Annotated in this window: 16 protein-coding genes and 1 CRISPR repeat array; of the genes, 10 read left to right on the plus strand and 6 right to left on the minus strand. The window is 54.8% G+C overall.

Annotated features, from left to right (window positions below):
• The first annotated feature begins 150 nt into the window (after window positions 1-150).
• Complete coding sequence (gene macA / locus LCD46_07050; GenBank protein UOY72065.1) at window positions 151-1,266, plus strand: macrolide transporter subunit MacA; 1,116 nt, start codon at window positions 151-153, stop codon at window positions 1,264-1,266.
• Window positions 1,263-3,203 (plus strand): macrolide ABC transporter ATP-binding protein/permease MacB, encoded by a 1,941-nt coding sequence (gene macB, locus LCD46_07055; protein UOY72066.1) that lies wholly within the window; start codon window positions 1,263-1,265, stop codon window positions 3,201-3,203. Before macA ends, macB begins: the two co-directional genes overlap by 4 nt.
• 70 nt (window positions 3,204-3,273) lie before the next feature.
• On the opposite strand, the gene cspD is transcribed toward macB, so the two are convergent.
• Complete coding sequence (gene cspD, locus LCD46_07060; GenBank protein ID UOY72067.1) at window positions 3,274-3,495, minus strand: cold shock-like protein CspD; 222 nt, start codon at window positions 3,493-3,495, stop codon at window positions 3,274-3,276.
• A gap of 267 nt (window positions 3,496-3,762) precedes the next feature.
• Between cspD and clpS the strand changes: the two genes are divergently transcribed.
• The 3 genes from clpS (at window position 3,763) to LCD46_07075 (ending at window position 7,316) form a co-directional block, all read left to right on the plus strand.
• Window positions 3,763-4,083: an ATP-dependent Clp protease adapter ClpS gene (clpS, locus tag LCD46_07065; protein ID UOY72068.1), complete on the plus strand. Its 321-nt coding sequence runs from the start codon at window positions 3,763-3,765 to the stop codon at window positions 4,081-4,083.
• 27 nt (window positions 4,084-4,110) lie between these two features.
• Window positions 4,111-6,393, plus strand: coding sequence for an ATP-dependent Clp protease ATP-binding subunit ClpA (gene clpA / locus LCD46_07070; GenBank protein UOY72069.1), 2,283 nt, complete (start codon window positions 4,111-4,113; stop codon window positions 6,391-6,393).
• A 479-nt stretch (window positions 6,394-6,872) separates the two neighbouring features.
• Window positions 6,873-7,316, plus strand: coding sequence for a hypothetical protein (locus tag LCD46_07075; protein UOY72070.1), 444 nt, complete (start codon window positions 6,873-6,875; stop codon window positions 7,314-7,316).
• 174 nt (window positions 7,317-7,490) lie between these two features.
• Window positions 7,491-8,481: a CRISPR direct-repeat array (repeat unit 28 nt; unit sequence GTGCACTGCCGTACAGGCAGCTTAGAAA).
• Window positions 8,482-8,649: 168 nt separating this feature from the next.
• Here the strand turns inward: LCD46_07075 and infA are convergent.
• The 5 genes from infA to trxB all read right to left on the minus strand — a co-directional run bounded on the left by infA (window position 8,650) and on the right by trxB (window position 14,474).
• Complete coding sequence (gene infA, locus LCD46_07080; protein UOY72071.1) at window positions 8,650-8,868, minus strand: translation initiation factor IF-1; 219 nt, start codon at window positions 8,866-8,868, stop codon at window positions 8,650-8,652.
• A 284-nt stretch (window positions 8,869-9,152) separates the two neighbouring features.
• A complete protein-coding gene (aat, locus tag LCD46_07085) occupies window positions 9,153-9,857 on the minus strand; it encodes a leucyl/phenylalanyl-tRNA--protein transferase (GenBank protein UOY72072.1) in 705 nt (234 codons plus the stop codon).
• Between the two features lie 46 nt (window positions 9,858-9,903).
• Window positions 9,904-11,625, minus strand: coding sequence for a cysteine/glutathione ABC transporter ATP-binding protein/permease CydC (gene cydC, locus LCD46_07090; GenBank protein ID UOY72073.1), 1,722 nt, complete (start codon window positions 11,623-11,625; stop codon window positions 9,904-9,906).
• On the minus strand, window positions 11,625-13,391 hold the full coding sequence (gene cydD, locus LCD46_07095) for a cysteine/glutathione ABC transporter permease/ATP-binding protein CydD (GenBank protein ID UOY72074.1): 1,767 nt from the start codon (window positions 13,389-13,391) through the stop codon (window positions 11,625-11,627). The genes cydC and cydD overlap by 1 nt, the downstream gene beginning before the upstream one ends.
• 114 nt (window positions 13,392-13,505) lie before the next feature.
• The gene (trxB, locus tag LCD46_07100; GenBank protein UOY72075.1) at window positions 13,506-14,474 is read right to left on the minus strand and encodes a thioredoxin-disulfide reductase; all 969 of its coding nucleotides are present in this window, start codon (window positions 14,472-14,474) and stop codon (window positions 13,506-13,508) included.
• A gap of 544 nt (window positions 14,475-15,018) precedes the next feature.
• On the opposite strand from trxB, the gene lrp reads away from it, so the two are divergent.
• The 5 genes from lrp to serS all read left to right on the plus strand — a co-directional run bounded on the left by lrp (window position 15,019) and on the right by serS (window position 22,793).
• Complete coding sequence (gene lrp / locus LCD46_07105) at window positions 15,019-15,513, plus strand: leucine-responsive transcriptional regulator Lrp (GenBank protein UOY72076.1); 495 nt, start codon at window positions 15,019-15,021, stop codon at window positions 15,511-15,513.
• A gap of 135 nt (window positions 15,514-15,648) precedes the next feature.
• Window positions 15,649-19,311, plus strand: a complete 3,663-nt coding sequence (locus LCD46_07110; protein UOY72077.1) for a DNA translocase FtsK 4TM domain-containing protein — start codon at window positions 15,649-15,651, stop codon at window positions 19,309-19,311.
• Between the two features lie 129 nt (window positions 19,312-19,440).
• Window positions 19,441-20,055 (plus strand): outer membrane lipoprotein chaperone LolA, encoded by a 615-nt coding sequence (gene lolA, locus LCD46_07115; GenBank protein UOY72078.1) that lies wholly within the window; start codon window positions 19,441-19,443, stop codon window positions 20,053-20,055.
• Window positions 20,056-20,064: 9 nt separating this feature from the next.
• Window positions 20,065-21,408 (plus strand): replication-associated recombination protein RarA, encoded by a 1,344-nt coding sequence (rarA, locus tag LCD46_07120; GenBank protein UOY72079.1) that lies wholly within the window; start codon window positions 20,065-20,067, stop codon window positions 21,406-21,408.
• A 92-nt stretch (window positions 21,409-21,500) separates the two neighbouring features.
• A complete protein-coding gene (gene serS / locus LCD46_07125; protein UOY72080.1) occupies window positions 21,501-22,793 on the plus strand; it encodes a serine--tRNA ligase in 1,293 nt (430 codons plus the stop codon).
• Window positions 22,794-22,861 lie beyond the last annotated feature (68 nt).

The following is a 22,861-nucleotide window of genomic DNA, read 5'->3' on the forward strand; positions in this document are numbered from 1 at the left end:
TGCTTCTTGTTGAAGAACCTCATTTCAACAGGCAAACGTTCAACATCTCGTAAACAAATTGTGACGATTTCGAGAAACAGGGGTTTCGTTGAGGTATCGTTTAGATAAAATCAACACTGATAATTGCCAGAACATTTATTTGGAATATTTATGAACCTCAAGGGAAAACGCAGAACGCTGTTTCTGCTGCTGGCGGTCGTGGTTTTGGTCGGCGGATACTGGCTCTGGCAGGTGCTTAATGCGCCGGTGCCGCAGTATCAGACACTGATTGTTCGTCCGGGTGAACTGCAGCAAAACGTCCTCGCAACGGGCAAACTTGACGCCCTGCGCAAGGTTGATGTCGGCGCTCAGGTCAGCGGCCAGTTGAAAACGTTGTCGGTAGAGATTGGCGACAAGGTGAAAAAAGGTCAGTTGCTTGGGGTAATCGACCCTGAACAGGCTGAGAACCAGATCCGTGAGGTGGAAGCGACGCTGATGGAACTGCGGGCGCAGCGTGCACAGGCACTGGCAGAGCGTAACCTCGCCCAGGTGACGCTCACCCGCCAGCAGGCGCTTGCCAAAACTCAGGCTATTTCGAAACAAGATTTAGATACTGCCACCACAGAACTGGCGGTCAAGCAGGCGCAGATTGGCACGATTGATGCACAAATCAAGCGCAATCAGGCCTCGCTGGATACGGCGAAAACCAACCTCGATTACACGCAAATTGTTGCCCCGATGGCCGGGGAAGTCACCCAGATCACGACGCTTCAGGGCCAGACGGTCATTGCGGCACAGCAGGCGCCAAACATTCTGACCCTGGCAGACATGAGCACCATGCTGGTGAAAGCCCAGGTCTCAGAAGCGGATGTGATCCATCTTAAACCGGGGCAGAATGCCTGGTTTACGGTGCTTGGCGATCCGCAGACGCGTTATGAAGGCGTGCTAAAAGATATTCTGCCGACGCCGGAAAAGGTCAACGACGCCATTTTCTACTATGCCCGTTTTGAGGTGCCCAACCCGCAAGGCGTTCTGCGTCTGGACATGACCGCACAGGTGCATATTCAGCTCACCGGCGTGAAAAACGTGCTGACCATTCCACTCTCCGCGCTGGGTGAATCCACTGGCGAGGGCCGTTATAAGGTGAAGGTACTGCGCAATGGCGAAACTCGCGATCGAGAAGTGGTGATCGGCGCGCGTAACGATACTGACGTGGTGGTGACGAAAGGGCTGGAAGAGGGTGAGGAGGTTGTCACCAGCGAAAGCCTGCCAGGAGCGCCTAAATGACGGCGCTGCTCGAGCTGAACGACATTCGTCGCAGCTACCCATCGGGCGACGGTCCGGTGGAGGTGCTGAAGGGGATCTCGTTACGCGTCGAGGCTGGCGAGATGGTGGCGATTGTCGGGGCGTCCGGTTCCGGTAAATCGACGCTGATGAATATTCTCGGTTGCCTGGATAAACCCACCAGCGGTACCTATCGCGTGGCCGGGACGGATGTCTCCACGCTTGATGGTGACGCGCTGGCAAAACTGCGGCGCGAACACTTTGGTTTTATCTTCCAGCGTTATCACCTGCTTTCTCATTTAAGTGCGGCACAGAACGTGGAAGTGCCCGCGGTCTATGCGGGCGTGGATCGTAAAAAGCGTCTGGAGCGGGCGCAAGCGTTATTAACGCGTTTGGGGCTGGCAGAACGGGTGGAATATCAACCGTCTCAGCTTTCCGGCGGTCAGCAGCAGCGAGTCAGTATTGCCCGTGCGCTGATGAACGGTGGACAGGTGATCCTCGCGGATGAGCCGACCGGCGCGCTCGACAGCCATTCGGGTGAAGAGGTCATGGCGATCCTCCATCAGTTGCGCGATCAGGGGCACACGGTGATTATCGTGACGCATGACCCACAGGTCGCGGCGCAGGCGGAGCGGATCGTTGAGATCCACGACGGCGAGCTGGTCAGCAACCCGCCACCGCGACAGACCAGAGCGGCAGCACCGAAAGAAGCCTTGCCTGCGTCAACCGGTTGGGGGCAATTTTCCAGTGGCTTTCGCGAAGCGCTGACCATGGCCTGGCTGGCGATGGCGGCCAACAAAATGCGCACCTTGCTGACAATGCTCGGCATTATCATTGGTATCGCCTCGGTGGTGTCGATTGTGGTGGTGGGCGATGCCGCCAAGCAGCTGGTGCTGGCCGATATTCGCGCCATCGGCACCAATACTATTGACGTCTATCCCGGCAAAGACTTTGGCGACGACGAGCCACAGTATCAGCAGGCGCTGAAATATAACGATCTGGAGGCTATTCAGAAGCAGCCGTGGGTGAACTCCGCCACGCCTGCGGTTTCGCAAAACCTGCGTCTGCGCGTGGGCAACGTTGACGTGGCCGCCAGCGCGAATGGCGTGAGTGGAGACTATTTCAACGTCTACGGCATGACCTTCAGTGAAGGCGCTACCTTCAACGCCGAGCAGCTGGCGGGCAGGGCACAGGTGGTGGTGCTGGACGCGAACTCACGCAGGCAACTCTTCCCCAATAAAACCAACGTGGTGGGTGAGGTGATCCTGGTAGGGAATATGCCTGCCACCGTCATTGGCGTAGCGGAAGAGAAGCAGTCGATGTTTGGCAGCAGTAAGATCCTGCGCGTCTGGCTGCCCTATACCACCATCTCAGGGCGGATCATGGGGCAATCCTGGCTCAACTCCATCACCGTGCGCGTGAAGGAAGGCTACGACAGTGCCCGGGCCGAGCAGCAGCTGGAACAACTGCTCACGTTACGTCACGGAAAGAAAGATTTCTTCACCTGGAATATGGACGGCCTCTTGAAAACGGCTGAAAAGACCACACGTACTCTTCAGCTGTTCCTGACGCTGGTGGCAGTGATCTCGCTGGTGGTGGGTGGCATTGGGGTGATGAATATCATGCTGGTGTCGGTGACCGAACGCACGCGGGAGATTGGCATCCGTATGGCGGTCGGGGCCCGGGCCAGCGACGTGCTACAGCAGTTTTTGATTGAAGCGGTGCTGGTGTGTCTGGTCGGCGGTGCAATGGGCATTGCGCTCTCGATGATGATCGCGTTTGCGCTCCAGCTCTTTTTACCCGGCTGGGAGATTGGTTTCTCACCTCTGGCTATTCTTACCGCATTTTTGTGTTCGACATTTACCGGCATTTTGTTTGGCTGGTTGCCGGCCCGCAACGCGGCGCGGCTGGATCCGGTTGATGCGCTGGCCCGCGAATAGGCTGAAAATAAAAATGCCAGCCGATCGGGCTGGCATTTTGACTGCGGGATGTACACAATAAAACAGAGAGCTATGCAACCGTCTCTGCTTCAATGGGTACGATAAGGCTTGCATGATTGCCTTTTGGTCCCTGGTGTACATCGAACCGGACGGACTGCCCGGCTTTGAGCGTTCTGTAACCATCCATCTGAATGGTGGAATAGTGAGCGAAGATATCCTCGCCGCCGCCTTCGGGGCAGATGAATCCAAACCCTTTGGCGTTGTTGAACCACTTAACAGTACCCATTTCCATGCTTCGACATCCTTCGTAAATCTTATAAATTAAGATGGAATGAACCGGTGGTGGAGTGGGGGCTGTTCAAAACCTCGCCATCTCACGCTTGTACAATTTAGAGAAACGAAAGAAGTCGTCAAGCGTTTGGGGCTGGAGATGGGACAATAATCAACCAAAGTTTGAAGCAGTTAACGCTATTGCAACAGTTTGTGACAGACATCGCGGATGACAGTAATAGATGATTGTTATCTAACATCTGAGGTAGATTCAAAGTGGTTATGCATAATGGGTAAGACCAACGATTGGCTGGATTTTGACCAGCTGGCGGAAGACAAAGTGCGCGACGCGCTAAAACCGCCATCTATGTATAAAGTTATGTTAATGAACGATGATTACACGCCGATGGAATTTGTTATTGACGTGCTACAAAAGTTCTTTTCTTATGATGTAGAACGTGCAACGCAACTGATGCTTACCGTTCATTATCGTGGTAAAGCGATCTGCGGCATCTTTACTGCTGAAGTCGCGGAAACCAAAGTGGCGATGGTGAACGACTACGCGAGGGAGAACGAGCATCCGTTGCTGTGTACGCTGGAAAAGGCCTGATAAGGCATAAAATTGGGGGAGGTGCCTATGCTCAATCAAGAACTGGAACTCAGTTTAAACATGGCTTTCGCCAGAGCGCGTGAGCACCGACATGAGTTTATGACCGTCGAGCATTTACTGCTCGCACTGCTTAGCAACCCATCTGCCCGCGAAGCGCTGGAAGCCTGCTCCGTGGATCTGGTGGCGCTACGTCAGGAACTCGAAGCCTTCATCGAACAAACCACACCGGTGCTGCCAGCCAGTGAAGAAGAGCGCGACACGCAGCCGACGCTCAGCTTCCAGCGTGTATTGCAGCGCGCGGTTTTCCACGTCCAGTCTTCCGGACGTAGCGAAGTGAATGGCGCAAACGTCTTAGTCGCCATCTTCAGTGAGCAGGAGTCACAGGCTGCCTACCTGCTGCGCAAACACGAAGTCAGCCGCCTCGATGTGGTTAACTTTATTTCTCACGGAACGCGCAAAGACGAGCCTAACCAGGCATCGGATTCCAGCAATCAGGTCAATAACAATAATGAAGAGCAAGCAGGCGGGGAGGATCGTATGGAAAACTTCACCACCAACCTTAACCAGCTTGCTCGCGTTGGCGGTATCGACCCGCTGATTGGCCGCGATAAAGAGCTGGAGCGCGCGATCCAGGTGCTGTGCCGTCGTCGCAAGAACAACCCGCTGCTGGTGGGGGAATCTGGCGTGGGTAAAACCGCGATTGCCGAAGGCCTGGCCTGGCGTATCGTGCAGGGCGACGTGCCGGAAGTGATTGCCGATTGCACCATCTATTCGCTGGATATCGGCTCGCTGCTGGCTGGCACCAAATACCGCGGTGATTTTGAAAAACGCTTCAAGGCGCTGTTAAAACAGCTGGAGCAGGACACCAACAGCATCCTGTTTATCGATGAAATCCATACCATCATCGGTGCAGGTGCGGCCTCCGGTGGCCAGGTGGATGCCGCGAACCTGATCAAACCGCTGCTCTCCAGCGGCAAGATCCGCGTGATTGGCTCCACCACCTACCAGGAGTTCAGCAACATCTTTGAGAAAGACCGTGCGCTGGCGCGCCGCTTCCAGAAAATCGACGTGACCGAACCGTCCGTCGAGGAGACGGTGCAGATCATCAATGGCCTGAAGCCGAAGTACGAAGCGCACCACGACGTGCGTTACACCGCGAAAGCGGTACGTGCGGCTGTGGAGCTGGCGGTGAAATACATCAACGACCGTCATCTGCCGGATAAGGCGATTGACGTGATTGATGAGGCAGGGGCGCGTGCGCGCCTGATGCCGGCCAGCAAGCGTAAGAAAACCGTTAACGTGGCGGATATTGAGTCCGTGGTGGCTCGTATCGCGCGTATCCCTGAGAAGAGCGTTTCTCAGAGCGACCGCGACACGCTGCGCACCCTCGGCAATCGCCTGAAAATGCTGGTCTTTGGTCAGGATAAAGCCATTGAGGCCTTAACCGAAGCGATCAAGATGGCACGCGCTGGGCTGGGACATGACCACAAGCCAGTCGGTTCCTTCCTGTTCGCCGGTCCAACCGGTGTCGGGAAAACCGAGGTGACGGTACAGCTCTCCAAAGCCCTGGGCATTGAGCTGCTGCGTTTTGATATGTCCGAGTATATGGAGCGTCACACCGTCAGCCGTTTGATTGGTGCGCCTCCGGGCTATGTGGGCTTTGACCAGGGCGGTCTGCTGACCGACGCGGTGATCAAGCATCCGCACGCGGTACTGCTGCTCGATGAAATCGAGAAAGCGCACCCGGACGTGTTCAACATCCTGCTGCAGGTGATGGACAACGGGACGCTAACCGACAACAACGGGCGCAAGGCGGACTTCCGCAACGTGGTGCTGGTGATGACCACCAACGCCGGCGTGCGTGAAACCGAGCGTAAATCCATCGGCCTGATCCACCAGGACAACAGCACCGATGCGATGGAGGAGATCAAGAAAATCTTCACGCCGGAATTCCGTAACCGTCTGGACAACATTATCTGGTTCGATCACCTGTCTACCGAGGTGATCCATCAGGTTGTGGACAAGTTCATCGTCGAACTGCAGGTTCAGCTGGATCAGAAAGGCGTGTCGCTGGAAGTGAGCCAGGAGGCCCGCAACTGGCTGGCTGAGAAAGGCTATGACCGTGCGATGGGTGCCCGTCCAATGGCGCGTGTGATTCAGGACAACCTGAAGAAACCGCTGGCGAACGAACTGCTGTTTGGCTCGCTGGTGGATGGCGGCCAGGTGACGGTGGCGCTGGATCAGGCGAAGAATGAGCTGACGTATGATTTCCAGAGTGCGCAGAAACACAAGCCTGAAGCGGCTCACTGAGTGAGTTGAACGTTAATGTTAAAAACCGGGCTTTTGCCCGGTTTTTTTATGCCTGCCAAGGTAAAAGCAAAACGACAACAGTGTTGTCGTTTTTAGTGTTTTCTCCCTCTCCCTGTGGGAGAGGGTTGGGGTGAGGGCAACAGACCGCAGAGGAATTTTGCGAGGCGCTTTCCAGTTTCCTTCGAAGTCAGTTGCTGGATAAAACCACAGTAATAAAATGGCGTCGCACCTGCAAAATCAGGTGCTGGGATTGGCGTCCTGATTACACACATATGGAAAGATGTTGCTAACGCAACGTCACTGGTTTCGTTCACTCTTTTTTTAGCTGCGGTATAATCCGTATCTTCAAATATGGTGGGCTGAACCGGGGCTTCTTTTGAAGCGCCGATTTTCCATATGGTCGGTACGCCAAACCGGTTCAGTCTGCCACCCGAAGTTGGCGTTTCTGGTGGTAGTTTTCAGCTCTTAATATGGAAATTATGAATATGGAAAACCAGTCTATCTCCCAACTCTACAGCGAACTCTCCCTCAACCCCGATCTCCCAACCCTTGCAGAGCGCTGCAAATTGCTCACCGAAATCCTCCTCGATTGCACATCACTCCCACAAACGCAGCCCATCTGTCGCTGCCTTGGGGCGTATCTGGAAGAAATGAAATCCGGCCTCACAGAGTCAATGCGTGATTTTCAGGTGGTGGAATTTGAGGACGAAGCGGAACAACCGAGACAAAAAGAGTGGCTGCTTGAAGGCACCGAAGCACAGTGTGATTACTGTCGGGCGTTAAATCACGTGTTGCTGATTTCGCATTTTGACCACGATATGTTGCCGCACCTCACGGGGTTATTGCATGACATAGCGCATTCAATGGCGGCAGATTTGGTCGCATCTCGAGGTGCAGAAAAGGTAATCCATATTATTTCCTGACGATGGTTCGAAGCCTGGAGGGTTCTTCTGACTCCAGATGTGTAACCCTTTTTTTTGCAGCTTACGTAACGCATTGATTTATCAAGCATGGTTTCACGGTGCAGAAAAAAGGGTTTAATGTGCAGAAGTTGATTATTTTCTTTTCTAACAATAAGATGGCGTGGTTTCCCTTCAGTTCACTGCCGTACAGGCAGCTTAGAAACCTCCGCTTCGCGTCATAGTCCAGCGCCTGCATGTTCACTGCCGTACAGGCAGCTTAGAAAGGATTGCTACCGATGAAAGCTGTAAGCTTTGAGGTGCACTGCCGTACAGGCAGCTTAGAAAAGCCTCTTATCCTCGAAATCGAGATTGAAAAGGGTGCACTGCCGTACAGGCAGCTTAGAAAAACAGGCCATCTACCAGACTCACCTTCACGTAGTGCACTGCCGTACAGGCAGCTTAGAAAAGGAACGATTGGTTTCTTCGACAATACCACGAGTGCACTGCCGTACAGGCAGCTTAGAAATCACAGCGCCACCAGCGCCGAAAACTTTGTGAGTGCACTGCCGTACAGGCAGCTTAGAAAGTAAATAGAAATTGGATCACCAGCGACAATGGGTGCACTGCCGTACAGGCAGCTTAGAAATGTATAACCTTTCAGTTTCTGCGATTGCGCATGTGCACTGCCGTACAGGCAGCTTAGAAAACAAAGACCCGGCCAGCCTGGACAGCATCGAAGTGCACTGCCGTACAGGCAGCTTAGAAATTCTTCAGCCAGCGCGGCGCGGCGGGCTTCCAGTGCACTGCCGTACAGGCAGCTTAGAAATTGAACCGTTGGCGTTGAACGTGTAATCAACCGTGCACTGCCGTACAGGCAGCTTAGAAATCACCTATCAACAAGGTGTGCCGCGAATGTTCGTGCACTGCCGTACAGGCAGCTTAGAAATTGATAATGAACACGATTGAACAACAACTAAGGTGCACTGCCGTACAGGTAGCTTAGAAATTGTCACAGATGCAGAAATGCACCTGCGATTTGTGCACTGCCGTACGGGCAGCTTAGAAAGAAAGCTATCACCATAACAGTATGAAACTGTAGTGCACTGCCGTACAGGCAGCTTAGAGAAGAGTGATGGACAACCATAATCACAGGAGAAAGCTCACTGCTGCACATGCAGCTTAGCAAAATAGAAAATAAGGTCTCCCCCTTACTCTTTGCACTATCGAACAGACAGCCTTGAAGCAGAAACAAAGCCCAAATAATTGTTCAAATAATCAACTACACCACAAAAAAATAAGGCCGGGAAAAACCCGGCCTTATTTAATATTCATCTGCCATTACAGGCGAAAACAATTAGCGACTACGGAAGACAATGCGGCCTTTGCTCAGGTCGTACGGGGTCAGTTCAACAGTCACTTTGTCGCCCGTCAAAATGCGGATGTAGTTTTTGCGCATTTTACCGGAGATGTGCGCAGTTACCACGTGACCGTTTTCCAGCTCTACGCGAAACATGGTATTAGGCAACGTATCAAGTACGGTACCCTGCATTTCAATATTGTCTTCTTTGGCCATCTAATCCTCTGGGGTATCACTACCAAGTTTTGAACCGGCAAGATAATGCCGAAATTCATCAATTAAGTAAAGAATTGCGCGATTAAAACGCAGCAAAACAGTTTCGGCGCATTGCCCAAGCGTCACGGTACAACCGAACAGGAAGCGCATTCGTAAAGGGGAGACGACAGGATAAACGTCAGGACGTTATCTGAAGCGAGGGTCCCAAACGGCGGCGGGGCAACAGGCAGAAGCTACTCTGCGGCATAATTATAACACCCTCACAAAAAATATGCGGAAAACATTTAGGCATTGGGCAGAAAGAGCGTTCTCGGTATCCAGAAGTCGCGCGGGAGCTTCTCCTGACGGCTGGCATCCAGTTGTTCGATGTACTGGCGTCGCGGAATTTCAACAGCACCCAGCGAGGCCGTATGCTCGTTGAGTACCTGACAATCGATCAGGCGTCCGCCGCGTTGGGCAAACGCCTGGCAGAAGACCAGCAGCGCCGTTTTCGAGGCATTCACCGCGCGGGAGAACATGGATTCGCCGCAAAAAAGCGTCCCTTGCGCGACGCCATACATGCCGCCGACGAGCTCACTACCTTCCCATACCTCGATGGAGTGGGCGTAACCCAGCTCATGGAGCTGGTGGTAAGCGGTAATGATATCGCGCGTTATCCATGTCCCTTCGTAGCGGTCTTCAGCACAGCCTTCAATCACCTGACCAAAGGCGTGATTCAGGGTCACCCGATACGGTGATTTAGCGTGGAAACGCTTCATGCTGCGGCTCAGGTGAAACTGCGCAGGCCACAGTACGGCACGCGGATCGGGAGACCACCATAAAATCGGATCACCGGGGGAAAACCAGGGAAAAATACCTCGCTGGTAGGCCATCAATAGTCGTGCAGGACTGAGATCGCCACCAAGAGCCAGCAACCCATTGGGTTCACGTAGCGCCCCCTCCGGAGAAGGGAACGCAATATTATGACGAGAAAGCTGGACCAGGCGCATGACAGCAGAACTCCAATACGCGAGTGAGGATCGGTACAAATATAGTCTACAGACGCTGTTTAAACTGGTAGTAGCGACCCTGTTTCGCCAACAGTTCTGTGTGACTACCTTGCTCAATAATGTGTCCGTTGTCCATCACAATTATCTGATCAAAACTCGCCAGTCCGCGCAGGCGGTGCGTGACCATCAGCACGGTTTTACCGGTCATGACATTGGCCAGCAAATCAAGGATTTGGCTCTCGGTTGTGGCGTCCAGACCTTCCGTCGGTTCGTCCAGCAACATCAGCGGCGCATCGTGCAGCAGCGCGCGGGCAATCGCCAGACGGCGCAGCTCACCGCCGGAGAGCTGACGGCCACCTTCACCCAGCCAGCTGTTTAGCCCTGCATCTTCAAGCAACTTATGCAGTCCAACCTGTTCCAGCATGGCGCTCAGTTCATCATCAGAGGCCTCTGGTGCTGCCAGCAGCAGGTTATCGCGCAGTGTGGCGCTAAACAGATGCACGCGCTGCGGAACCACACTGACAGTTTTGCGCAGAGACTGTTCGCTGAAATCTGTCAGCAACGTATCATTGAAACGAATCTGACCGTGCTGCGGGTCCCAGGCGCGGGTCAGCAACTGTAACAGCGTCGATTTGCCACAGCCGGTACGGCCGAGTATGGCAATGCGCTGGCCAGCGTTTACCGCGAGATTCACACCTTCCAGTGCGTTCTGCGCCTGCTTGTCGTAAGCGAAAGTGACATTATCAAGCGTGAGCGCAACGTTCTCTGGCACCGCGGTCTGTGCGGCACTGAATGTGACTTCAGGTTCTTGCTCGGCGATCTGGGTGATGCGCAGGGCGGAGGCGATTACCTGTCCCAAATGCTGGAAAGCGCCTGTCACCGGTGCCAGCGCTTCAAATGCGGCCAGAGCACAGAACACGAAGAGGGCGATCAGAGGACCTGGCTGCGTATTACCGCCGATACCACCGGATGCCAGCCATAGCATAGCGATTACTGCCACGCCGCCGATTAACATCATCAGCGCCTGAGAGAAGGCCGTCAGTTCCGACTGGCGGCGCTGGGCTTCATGCCAGTTCAGTTCCGTACTTTCCATTCGGGCGCGGTAGCGCTTGCTGGCACCAAAAATGGTCAACTCGGCCTGCCCCTGAAGCCAGGAGGTCAGTTGCTGACGGTAGTCCCCGCGCAGGCGCGTCAGGTTTTCCCCGGTGGATTTCCCGGCGCGGTAAAACAGCGGTGGCAATATAATGAGCGTGAGCAACATGATCCCACCCAGTGTCAGCGCAACGGGAACATCCAGAACGGACAGTCCCAGCGTGACCACTACAATCACCACAAACGCGCCCACGATCGGGGATATCACGCGCAGGTACAGGTGATCCAGCGTGTCGACATCCGCTACGACACGGTTAAGTAACTCACCCTGACGAAAACGCGCCAGCCCGGCAGGGGAGAGGGGCAGTAGTTTTCTGAAGGTGTAGATACGCAGGTGCTGCAGCACGCGGAAAGTGGCGTCGTGGCTGACCAGCCGCTCGAAATAGCGTCCGGCAGTACGGGTGATGGCGGTACCGCGAACACCGGCCGCCGGAAGCATATAGTTGAAGCTGTACAACCCGGCAACGCCCGCAACGGCAGAGGCCGACAGGAACCAGCCGGAAAGGGTGAGCAGGCCGATACTGGCGAGCAGCGTCACAATCGCCAGCACAATCCCCAGTGTCAGCATCCATTTGTGGCGTTTATAGAGCGCAAGATAAGGCAGCAGAGCACGCATCAGATGTCCTCCTGACGATTCGCCAGCAGGGCGGCAAACGGTCCCTGCGCGGTAACGAGAGAGGCGTAATCGCCTTGCTCAACAATACGGCCGTTCTCCATAACCCAGATCTGGTCCCAGTCGGCAATGCCTTCCAGCTGATGGGTGACCATCAGGGTGGTTTGCTGCAGAGAGGCGTCATTCAGAGCATCCATTACGCGCTGCTCGCTGTGTGTATCCAGACTGGCTGCGGGCTCATCAAGCAGCATCAGCTGGCACGGGTTAAGCAGCGCACGGGCAACCGCCACACGCTGCGCCTGTCCGACGGACAGCCCGGCAGACTGGTCGCCGACCACGGTATCAACTCCCTGCGGAAGTTGCGGCAGAAATTCGCTGACCCAGGCGCGGTCGAGAACCGATTGCAGCTCGTCTTCTCGGGCATCCGGGCGCGCCAGCAGCACGTTTTCACGCAGCGTAGAGGCTGGAAGCTGCGGATTTTGGCCTACCCAACTCAGCTGTTTACGCCAGGCGTCAGGATCGAGGTTGCGCAGTTCCGTTTTGTTGATCCGCAGTGAACCTGTGTAGGCCATAAAACCGGATAGCGCATTCAGCAACGAACTTTTCCCGGAACCGCTGGTGCCGACGAGCACTACGCGTTGTCCGGCAGGTAAGGTAAAGTTCAGCGGACCCGCGAGCACTTTGCCTTCGGGTGACAAAATGGAAAAGTCCTGCGCTTCAATGGTCACGGGATCTTTAGCATTCAGCGTAATGTCACCCCGTTCCGGGTGCGCCAGCGGCGTTTCCAGGAATGTTTTCAGGCTGTCGGCCGCGCCAACCGCCTGTGCTTTAGCGTGATAGAAGGTCCCCAGGTCGCGAAGCGGCTGGAAAAACTCCGGGGCCAGGATCAGTGCCAGGAAACCGGCAGAAAGGGTCACCACCGTGCCGTAATGGCCAAAATCCAACGCGCCGAGGTAGGAGAAGCCGAAATAGACCGCCACGAGGGCAATCGACAGCGAGGTGAAGAATTCCAGTACGCCTGAGGACAGGAACGCCAGACGTAACACTTCCATGGTGCGCTGACGGAAGTCCTGCGATGCCTGGCGAATGTTTTCGGTTTCCGCTTCACCGCGGCCAAAAATGCGCAATGTTTCCATGCCGCGCAGACGGTCGAGGAAATGGCCGCTTAAGCGACCCAATGCCAGGAAGTTACGACGGTTAGCGTCCGCAGCCCCCATGCCGACCAGCGCCATAAACAGCGGGATCAGCGGGGCGGTGCCCATCAGAATCAGCGCGGCCATCCAGTTCACCGGGAAGATGGCGAGCACAATAAGCAGCGGAACAAAGACGGCAAGAGCCATTTGCGGCAGGTAGCGCGCATAGTAGTCGTGCATATCGTCAATCTGCTCAAGAATCAGCGTCGCCCAGCTACCGGCCGGTTTACCCTGGATCCACGCGGGTCCGGCTTCCTGAAGGCGATCGAGCACCTGACGGCGGATCTCGTAGCGGATATGCTGTCCGGCGTGAAACCCGACACGCTCACGTAGCCATACCACCCAGGCTCGCAGGATAAAAATCAGGATCAGAACAATAAAGGGCAGCAGGAGCGCTTCGCGTGGAATGTTCTCCATGATCATATGATTAAGAATGCGGGCCAGCAGCCATGCCTGGGCAACAATCAACAGACCACTGACGAACCCAAGAATACGGGAGATCGTAAGCCAGCGGCGGGAAAGAACGCTTTGCTGTTTCAGCCAGCGTGTTAACTCTTGTTGACGGGTTTTTTCCATTGCGTACTTTGCAGGTGACGTTATTAGAAATTGGGCAGCGCAATGTTACAACGGTGAGACAATAAAGGCGACTTATCGCCGCCTTTATTTACGTTTGTTACTGACTTGTAAAGATTATTTACCTTGTTCAGCCAGTCCATCGAGGTAGCGTTCAGCGTCCAGCGCGGCCATACAGCCGGTGCCCGCTGAGGTAATCGCCTGACGATAAATATGGTCCATCACGTCACCAGCGGCGAACACGCCCGGGATGCTGGTCTGGGTTGCGTTGCCGTGAATACCAGACTGCACTTTGATGTAGCCGTTTTCCAGCTCTAGTTGACCGTCAAAGATCGCGGTGTTCGGGCTGTGGCCGATAGCCACAAACAGACCCGCCACTTCCAGCGTTTCAACATTATCGGTGTTCTGGGTATCACGGATACGCAGACCCGCAACGCCCATCTGATCGCCCGTCACCTCTTCCAGGGTGCGGTTGGTATGCAGCACGATGTTGCCGCTTGCCACTTTATCCATCAGACGTTTGATCAGGATTTTTTCTGCGCGGAAGGTGTCGCGACGGTGGATCAGATGCACCTCAGAGGCAATGTTCGCCAGGTAGAGCGCTTCTTCCACTGCGGTGTTACCGCCGCCAATGACCGCGACTTTCTGATTGCGGTAGAAGAAACCGTCGCAGGTAGCGCATGCAGAAACGCCGCGGCCTTTGAACGTTTCTTCGGATGGCAGACCGAGGTAACGGGCAGAGGCACCGGTGGCGATGATCAGCGCGTCACAGGTGTATTCGCCGCTGTCGCCCGTCAGGCGGAACGGACGGTTCTGCAGATCGACCTTATTGATGTGGTCGAACAGAATTTCGGTTTCGAATTTAGCGGCATGCTCGTGCATACGCTCCATCAGCAGCGGCCCGGTCAGGTCGTGCGGGTCGCCTGGCCAGTTTTCCACTTCGGTGGTGGTGGTCAGCTGACCGCCTTTTTCCATGCCGGTAATTAACACCGGTTGCAGGTTAGCGCGTGCAGCATAGACCGCCGCGGTATATCCCGCAGGTCCAGAACCAAGGATTAGCAGCTTACTGTGTTTAGCCGTGCCCATGAGATCCCCATTGTTGTTGGCAGACATTTGGCAGGATTGTAGGGAATTTGTTGCCGTAAAAAAAGAGCGCAGCAATTTTGATATCAATCTGTGTAATAGCCGCTGACGATGAATGGCGCGCGATAACATCGCGCTTTCCCTTGAAAAACGGTCGTTTGTAAGGCAATAAAATGAGGATTCATACCCTGCCGTAATGAATATCCGGCATGTTGTACTAAAAAACGATGTTTTGCTTTGACAATCCCCTGCGCTTTTGCGAAAACATTCAAGGAAGAAAAAAAACCGCGTTAACCGTGTGCCGCATAGGCATGCATGTAAATGCCATTTTTACCGGGTCAGTGAAATCTACGCATGGCGTGGACAGACGCCATACGTGATGTCGGTGACTGCCTTCGGGCAACGGTCTTCTTACCAACAGAACCCGAATCCGCATCGCGTCTAATACAAAACCAGGCGATGTGATGACTAACGGGTACAGGCTCTGAACAGTGATGTGCACAGGGTCCAGGCAGGAGTAGGGAAGGAATACAGAGAGACAATAATAATGGTAGATAGCAAGAAGCGCCCTGGCAAAGATCTCGACCGTATCGATCGTAACATTCTTAATGAATTGCAAAAGGATGGGCGTATTTCCAACGTCGAGCTTTCAAAACGTGTGGGACTTTCCCCGACGCCATGCCTTGAGCGTGTGCGCCGACTGGAAAGACAGGGTTTCATTCAGGGCTATACTGCTCTGCTGAACCCGCATTATCTGGATGCCTCACTTCTGGTATTTGTTGAGATTACTCTGAATCGTGGTGCGCCGGATGTGTTTGAGCAATTTAACGCTGCTGTACAAAAACTTGAAGAAATTCAAGAGTGTCACCTGGTGTCCGGTGATTTCGACTACCTGTTGAAAACCCGTGTGCCGGATATGTCCGCCTACCGTAAGCTGCTGGGTGAGACCCTGCTGCGTCTGCCGGGCGTGAACGACACCCGTACTTATGTGGTGATGGAAGAGGTCAAACAGAGCAATCGTCTGGTTATTAAGACGCGCTAACACGGAACAGGTGCAAAATCAGCGTAGTTTGATTACACTCCTGTTAATCCATACAGCAACAGTGCTGGGGAGTCCCGGCGCTGTTGTCCGTTTTAGCAAACAGGCAGGATATGCCTGATACCTGGAGAGCCTTTCTTGAGCCAGGAATACACTGAAGACAAAGAAGTCACACTATCGAAGCTAAGCAGCGGACGTCGTCTCCTCGAGGCTTTGCTGATTGTTATTGCCCTTTTTGCCGTCTGGCTGATGGCAGCCTTACTCAGTTTCAACCCCTCAGATCCCAGCTGGTCACAAACTGCATGGCATGAGCCTATCCATAATTTAGGCGGTGTCCCCGGAGCCTGGCTTGCGGACACGCTGTTTTTCATTTTCGGTGTGATGGCCTACACCCTTCCCGTCATTATCATTGGCGGATGCTGGTTTGCGTGGCGTCATCGTCAGAACGATGATTACATCGACTATTTCGCGGTTTCGCTGCGCCTGATCGGCGCGCTGGCACTGATCCTGACCTCATGCGGTCTGGCGGCCATTAATGCCGATGATATCTGGTACTTTGCCTCTGGCGGAGTGATCGGCAGTTTGTTGAGTTCTGCACTGCAACCGATGCTCCACAGCAGCGGCGGCACGCTGGCGCTGCTGTGCATCTGGGCTGCCGGGCTGACGTTGTTTACCGGCTGGTCCTGGGTGAGCATTGCCGAGAAAATCGGCAGTTTTATCCTCACCATTCTGACCTTCGCCAGCAACCGTACCCGTCGTGACGATACGTGGGTGGATGAAGACGAGTATGAAGATGAAGACGAAGATGAGGATGAAGCGCCTGTGCAACGTCGCGAATCCCGTCGCGCCCGTATCCTGCGTGGGGCATTGGCGCGTCGCCAGCGCGTAGCTGAAAAATTTGCCAACCCGCTTGGACGTAAAACCGATGCGGCACTCTTCTCCGGCAAACGCATGGATGAAGACGAGCAGGTTGAGTATCGCGCAGCAGGTAACGCCGTCGATCCTGATGATGTGCTTTTCTCCGGGAGCCGTGCCACGCCGGGTGACTTTGACGAATACGATCCGCTGCTAAATGGCCAAACCGTTACCGCGCCGGTTGCGGCTGCCGCAGCAGCAACGACCGCTGCGCAGGCGTATGCTGCACCTGTCGAAGCCGTGATGCCATCTGCGCCGGTTTCGCCGCCGGAATCCGTTATTCAGCAGCCTCAGGTTGACTGGCAGACAGCACCCGGTGTTCACACACCGGAGCCCGTTATCGCCCCTGAACCGGAAAGCTATATCCCTGTGCATCAGGAGCAGTGGCAGGAGCCTTATCAGCCGCCGCAACCTGAATATGAACCGCAGCAATATGAACAGCCTGTGGCCCAGCCGTATCAGGAGTATGTGCCTGTGCCGGTTGAATCTGTGCAGCCTTATGTAGCGCCACAGCCTGAACCTGAAGTGGTGGAAGAGGTGAAACCCTCTCGTCCACCAATGTATTATTTTGAAGAGGTTGAAGAGCGTCGTGCTCGTGAACGCGAGCAGCTGGCAGCCTGGTATCAGCCTGTGCCTGAACCGGTGCAGGAGCCGGTTACCAAAGCACCTTCTTTCTCTGTTCCGCCGGTTGACCCAACACCTGCTGTTGCTCCTGTTACGGAAAGCGTTAAGCAGGCAACTGCGGCGGCGGCCGTGGCTGCACCTGTCTTCAGTCTGGCAACCGGTGGGACACCACGTCCTCAGGTGAAAGAGGGTATTGGCCCACAATTGCCTCGTCCAAATCGTGTCCGTGTGCCTACTCGTCGTGAGCTTGCTTCTTACGGTATCAAGCTGCCTTCCCAGCGTATGGCCGAAGAAAAAGCGCGTGAACCAGAGTACGAAGATGACGCCGATGAGATGCAGCAGGACGAGCTGGCCCGCCAGTTCGCAGCGCAACAGAATCAACGTTACGGTGAGGAATACCAGCACGATGAACCGATTCTGGAAGATGAAGATGACGCGGCGGAAGCCGAATTAGCGCGCCAGTTTGCCGCAACGCAGCAGCAACGCTATTCCGGTGAACAACCTGCTGGTGCGAACCCGTTCTCGCTGTCTGATTTTGAATTCTCGCCAATGAAGGATCTGGTGGATGATGGTCCGAGCGAGCCTTTATTCACCCCGAGCGTGATGCCGGAAGCCGAGCCAGTGCGTCAGCAGCCAGCTCCGCAGGTTTATATGCAGCCGCAACAGCCGCAACAGGCGCAACAGCCTCCGCAATTCCAGCAACCTGCGCCTCAGGCGCAGGAAAGCCTGATTCACCCGCTGCTGATGCGTAATGGTGACAGCCGTCCATTGCAACGTCCAAGTACGCCGCTGCCGTCGCTGGACCTGTTAACGCCGCCGCCGTCTGAAGTTGAGCCGGTCGATACGTTTGCGCTGGAGCAGATGGCCCGTCTGGTGGAAGCTCGTCTGGCCGACTTCCGTATCAAGGCGGACGTGGTGAACTACTCTCCTGGCCCGGTTATTACCCGTTTTGAACTGAATCTGGCGCCGGGTGTTAAAGCCGCGCGTATTTCGAACCTGTCCCGCGACCTGGCACGTTCGCTGTCGACCGTTGCGGTACGTGTGGTGGAAGTGATTCCCGGCAAACCTTACGTTGGCCTTGAGCTGCCGAACAAAAAACGTCAAACCGTTTACCTGCGCGAAGTGCTGGATAACACCAAATTCCGCGATAACCCATCCCCGCTGACCGTGGTGCTGGGTAAAGATATCGCGGGCGATCCGGTGGTGGCTGATCTCGCCAAAATGCCTCACCTGCTTGTAGCGGGGACCACCGGTTCCGGTAAGTCCGTCGGCGTGAACGCCATGATCCTCAGCATGCTTTATAAAGCGCAGCCGGAAGACGTGCGTTTCATCATGATCGACCCGAAAATGCTCGAACTGTCGGTCTACGAAGGCATTCCGCATCTGCTGACCGAAGTGGTCACCGACATGAAAGACGCCGCCAATGCCCTGCGCTGGAGCGTCAATGAGATGGAACGCCGCTACAAGCTGATGTCTGCGCTGGGCGTGCGAAACCTGGCCGGTTATAACGAGAAAATTGCCCAGGCTGTGCGCATGGGACGTCCGATCCCGGATCCTTACTGGAAGCCGGGTGACAGCATGGATGCCCAGCATCCGGTGCTGGAAAAACTGCCTTATATCGTCGTTCTGGTGGATGAGTTCGCTGACCTGATGATGACCGTCGGTAAGAAAGTGGAAGAGTTGATTGCCCGTCTGGCGCAGAAAGCGCGTGCGGCCGGTATTCACCTTGTTCTCGCGACCCAGCGTCCTTCCGTGGACGTTATCACTGGTCTTATTAAAGCGAACATTCCGACGCGTATTGCGTTTACGGTATCAAGTAAAATTGACTCCCGTACCATTCTTGATCAGGGCGGCGCAGAGTCGCTGCTGGGTATGGGTGACATGCTCTATTCCGGCCCGAACTCCACCTCTCCGGTGCGTGTCCACGGCGCGTTTGTCCGCGATGAGGAAGTTCACGCCGTGGTGCAGGACTGGAAAGCGCGCGGTCGTCCGCAGTATGTTGATGGTATTACCAGCGATGTAGAAAGCGAAGGCGGCGGTGGCGGTTTTGACGGTGGAGAAGAGCTGGATCCATTATTTGATCAGGCGGTTAACTTCGTTACCGAAAAACGCAAAGCGTCCATCTCTGGCGTTCAGCGTCAGTTCCGCATCGGCTATAACCGCGCAGCGCGTATCATAGAGCAGATGGAAGCGCAGGGCATCGTGAGCGAGCAGGGGCATAACGGTAACCGCGAGGTGCTTGCTCCGCCGCCGTTTGACTAACCTTCAGCGATTGCAAAGAAGGGTAAATCAGCAAAAAATTAAGCATTTTCTTCTGTCGCCTGCCTTCGGGCAGGTCCAGAATAGAAGACGGAAACCCCATTTCGGGAAGACGTATTTTAAGGAATAACAATGAAAAAAATCGCCATCGCCTGTGCATTACTGACCAGTTTTGTCGCCAGCAGCGTCTGGGCTGATGCAGCCAGCGACCTTAAAAGCCGACTGGATAAAGTGAGCAGCTTCCACGCCAGCTTCACGCAAAAAGTGACTGACGGCAGCGGCAACGCGGTACAGGAAGGCCAGGGCGATTTGTGGGTAAAGCGCCCCAATCTGTTTAACTGGCACATGACCCAGCCGGATGAGAGCATCCTGGTGTCTGACGGTAAAACCTTATGGTTCTTCAACCCGTTCGTTGAGCAGGCAACGGCGACCTGGCTGAAAGATGCCACCAGCAATACGCCGTTTATGCTGATTGCCCGCAACCAGTCCAGCGACTGGCAGCAGTACAATATCAAACAGACGGGTGACGAGTTTATCCTGACGCCGAAAGGCAGCAACGGCAACCTGAAGCAGTTCACCATTAACGTAAGCACCAACGGAACCATTAATCAGTTCGGCGCGGTTGAGCAGGACGATCAGCGCAGCAGCTACCAGCTTAAGTCTCAGCAGAACGGCGCCGTTGATGCATCGAAATTCACCTTTACCCCGCCGAAGGGCGTAACGGTGGACGACCAACGCAATAAGTAAGAGGCGTGAGTGGGCAATCTGTCGCTCGATTTTTCAGATAACGCGTTTCAACCTCTGGCCGCTCGTATGCGGCCAGAAAATTTAGCGCAGTACATCGGCCAGCAGCATCTGCTGGCTGCCGGAAAGCCTTTGCCGCGTGCTATTGAAGCCGGGCATCTCCATTCCATGATCCTCTGGGGGCCACCCGGCACTGGCAAAACCACCCTTGCAGAAGTTATTGCCCGCTATGCCAACGCGGACGTTGAACGTCTTTCGGCGGTCACCTCCGGCGTGAAAGAGATCCGCGAGGCGATCGAGCGTGCGCGGCAGAACCGCAATGCCGGGCGGCGTACCATCCTCTTTGTGGACGAAGTCCACCGCTTCAACAAGAGCCAGCAGGATGCTTTCCTGCCGCATATTGAAGACGGCACGATTTTCTTCATCGGTGCAACCACTGAAAACCCGTCGTTTGAACTGAACTCGGCGCTGCTTTCGCGTGCGCGCGTTTACCTGCTCAAATCGCTGACCACCGAGGATATCGAAAAGGTTCTCACCCAGGCAATGGACGACAAAGCACGCGGCTACGGTGGGCAGGATATCGTTTTACCTGACGAGACGCGTCGTGCGATTGCTGAGTTGGTCAACGGTGATGCGCGTCGGGCACTGAATACGCTGGAGATGATGGCCGATATGGCCGAAATTGATGACTCCGGCAAGAGAGTGCTTAAACCGGAACTGCTCACCGAGATTGCTGGTGAACGCAGCGCGCGTTTCGATAACAAGGGCGACCGTTTTTACGATCTGATCTCGGTGCTACATAAGTCCGTGCGAGGCAGCGCGCCGGATGCGGCACTTTACTGGTATGCACGCATTATCACTGCCGGTGGCGATCCGCTGTATGTTGCACGACGTTGCCTGGCTATTGCCTCGGAAGATGTCGGCAATGCTGATCCACGGGCGATGCAGGTGGCGCTCTCAGCATGGGACTGTTTTACCCGCGTCGGTCCCGCTGAAGGGGAGCGCGCCATTGCGCAGGCGATTGTCTATCTGGCCTGTGCGCCGAAGAGTAATGCGGTCTATACCGCCTTTAAAGCGGCAATGTCTGATGCGCGTGAACGTCCGGACTACGATGTGCCGGTTCATCTGCGTAATGCACCGACCAAACTGATGAAAGAGATGGGGTATGGTCAGGAGTACCGTTACGCCCATGATGAACCCAATGCCTACGCTGCCGGAGAGGAATATTTCCCGCAAGAGATGGCACAAACGCGCTATTATCATCCCACAAACAGAGGTCTTGAAGGCAAGATTGGTGAAAAGCTCACCTGGCTCGCCGGACAGGATCAAAATAGCCCTATAAAACGCTACCGTTAGCGCTATCGTTGCGGTAATGTTGGCAATGTATCCCTGTGACCGCAGGCTGTGGTCACATTTTCCTATTTTAATTCGATAAGCACAGGATAAGCATGCTCGATCCCAATCTGCTGCGTAACGAGCCAGACGCAGTCGCTGAAAAACTGGCACGCCGAGGCTTTAAGCTGGATGTAGATAAGCTGCGCGCTCTTGAAGAGCGTCGTAAAGTTTTGCAGGTACAAACTGAAAATCTGCAGGCAGAGCGTAACTCTCGATCGAAATCCATTGGCCAGGCGAAAGCGCGCGGGGAAGATATTGAGCCATTACGCCTGGAAGTGAACAAACTGGGTGAAGAGCTGGATCAGGCGAAAGCTGAGCTGGATGTTCTTCAGACCGAAATTCGTGATATTGCCCTGGCTATCCCGAACATTCCTGACGATAGCGTGCCTGTCGGCAAAGATGAAAACGACAACGTTGAAGTGAAACGCTGGGGTACACCTCGTGAATTTGACTTCGAAGTGCGCGATCACGTGACGCTGGGCGAAATGCACGCGGGCCTGGACTTTGCGGCGGCGGTTAAGCTGACTGGCTCTCGCTTCGTGGTGATGAAAGGCCAGATTGCCCATCTGCACCGCGCGCTGGCGCAGTTCATGCTGGACTTGCACACTGAGCAGCACGGCTACAGCGAGACCTACGTCCCGTATCTGGTTAACCACGATACGCTGTACGGTACGGGCCAGTTGCCGAAATTTGCCGGCGATCTGTTCCACACCCGTCCGCTGGACGAGGAAGCGGATAGCAGCAACTACGCGCTGATCCCAACTGCTGAAGTGCCGCTGACTAACCTCGTGCGCGATGAGATCATCGACGAAGACGACCTGCCAATTAAGCTGACGGCACATTCTCCGTGCTTCCGTTCTGAAGCAGGATCTTACGGTCGCGACACGCGCGGTCTGATTCGTATGCACCAGTTCGACAAAGTTGAGATGGTGCAGATCGTCCGTCCTGAAGAATCCATGGACGCGCTGGAAGAGATGACCGGCCACGCTGAGAAAGTGCTGGAGCTGCTGGGTCTTCCGTACCGTCGTATGGCCCTGTGCACCGGTGATATGGGCTTTGGCGCCTGCAAAACCTTCGATCTGGAAGTGTGGGTGCCTGCGCAGAACACCTACCGTGAGATCTCCTCCTGCTCTAACGTCTGGGATTTCCAGGCGCGTCGCATGCAGGCACGTTGCCGCAGCAAATCTGACAAGAAAACCCGTCTGGTTCATACCCTGAACGGCTCTGGTCTGGCTGTCGGCCGTACGCTGGTTGCCGTGCTGGAAAACTATCAGCAGGCAGATGGTCGTATCGAGATCCCTGAAGTACTGCGCCCATACATGAAAGGCCAGCAGTACATCGGCTAATTCTTTGCCTCACAACAAAAAAGCGCCTTCGGGCGCTTTTTTTATGCCTCTGAATTGATACTACGCAA

Origin of the sequence: Enterobacter ludwigii, from assembly GCA_023023105.1 — a bacterium.
GTDB lineage: Bacteria > Pseudomonadota > Gammaproteobacteria > Enterobacterales > Enterobacteriaceae > Enterobacter > Enterobacter adelaidei.

Excerpts from the sequence above, each read along its gene's own strand:
- macA (UOY72065.1), top strand. The coding sequence starts at position 151 with ATGAACCTCAAGGGAAAACGCAGAACGCTGTTTCTGCTGCTGGCGGTC.
- LCD46_07075 (UOY72070.1), top strand. The coding sequence starts at position 6,873 with ATGAATATGGAAAACCAGTCTATCTCCCAACTCTACAGCGAACTCTCC.
- aat (UOY72072.1), bottom strand. The coding sequence starts at position 9,857 with ATGCGCCTGGTCCAGCTTTCTCGTCATAATATTGCGTTCCCTTCTCCG.
- lrp (UOY72076.1), top strand. The coding sequence starts at position 15,019 with ATGGTAGATAGCAAGAAGCGCCCTGGCAAAGATCTCGACCGTATCGAT.
- lolA (UOY72078.1), top strand. The coding sequence starts at position 19,441 with ATGAAAAAAATCGCCATCGCCTGTGCATTACTGACCAGTTTTGTCGCC.
- cydC (UOY72073.1), bottom strand. The coding sequence starts at position 11,625 with ATGCGTGCTCTGCTGCCTTATCTTGCGCTCTATAAACGCCACAAATGG.
- cydD (UOY72074.1), bottom strand. The coding sequence starts at position 13,391 with ATGGAAAAAACCCGTCAACAAGAGTTAACACGCTGGCTGAAACAGCAA.
- cspD (UOY72067.1), bottom strand. The coding sequence starts at position 3,495 with ATGGAAATGGGTACTGTTAAGTGGTTCAACAACGCCAAAGGGTTTGGA.
- clpA (UOY72069.1), top strand. The coding sequence starts at position 4,111 with ATGCTCAATCAAGAACTGGAACTCAGTTTAAACATGGCTTTCGCCAGA.
- clpS (UOY72068.1), top strand. The coding sequence starts at position 3,763 with ATGGGTAAGACCAACGATTGGCTGGATTTTGACCAGCTGGCGGAAGAC.
- trxB (UOY72075.1), bottom strand. The coding sequence starts at position 14,474 with ATGGGCACGGCTAAACACAGTAAGCTGCTAATCCTTGGTTCTGGACCT.
- serS (UOY72080.1), top strand. The coding sequence starts at position 21,501 with ATGCTCGATCCCAATCTGCTGCGTAACGAGCCAGACGCAGTCGCTGAA.
- macB (UOY72066.1), top strand. The coding sequence starts at position 1,263 with ATGACGGCGCTGCTCGAGCTGAACGACATTCGTCGCAGCTACCCATCG.
- infA (UOY72071.1), bottom strand. The coding sequence starts at position 8,868 with ATGGCCAAAGAAGACAATATTGAAATGCAGGGTACCGTACTTGATACG.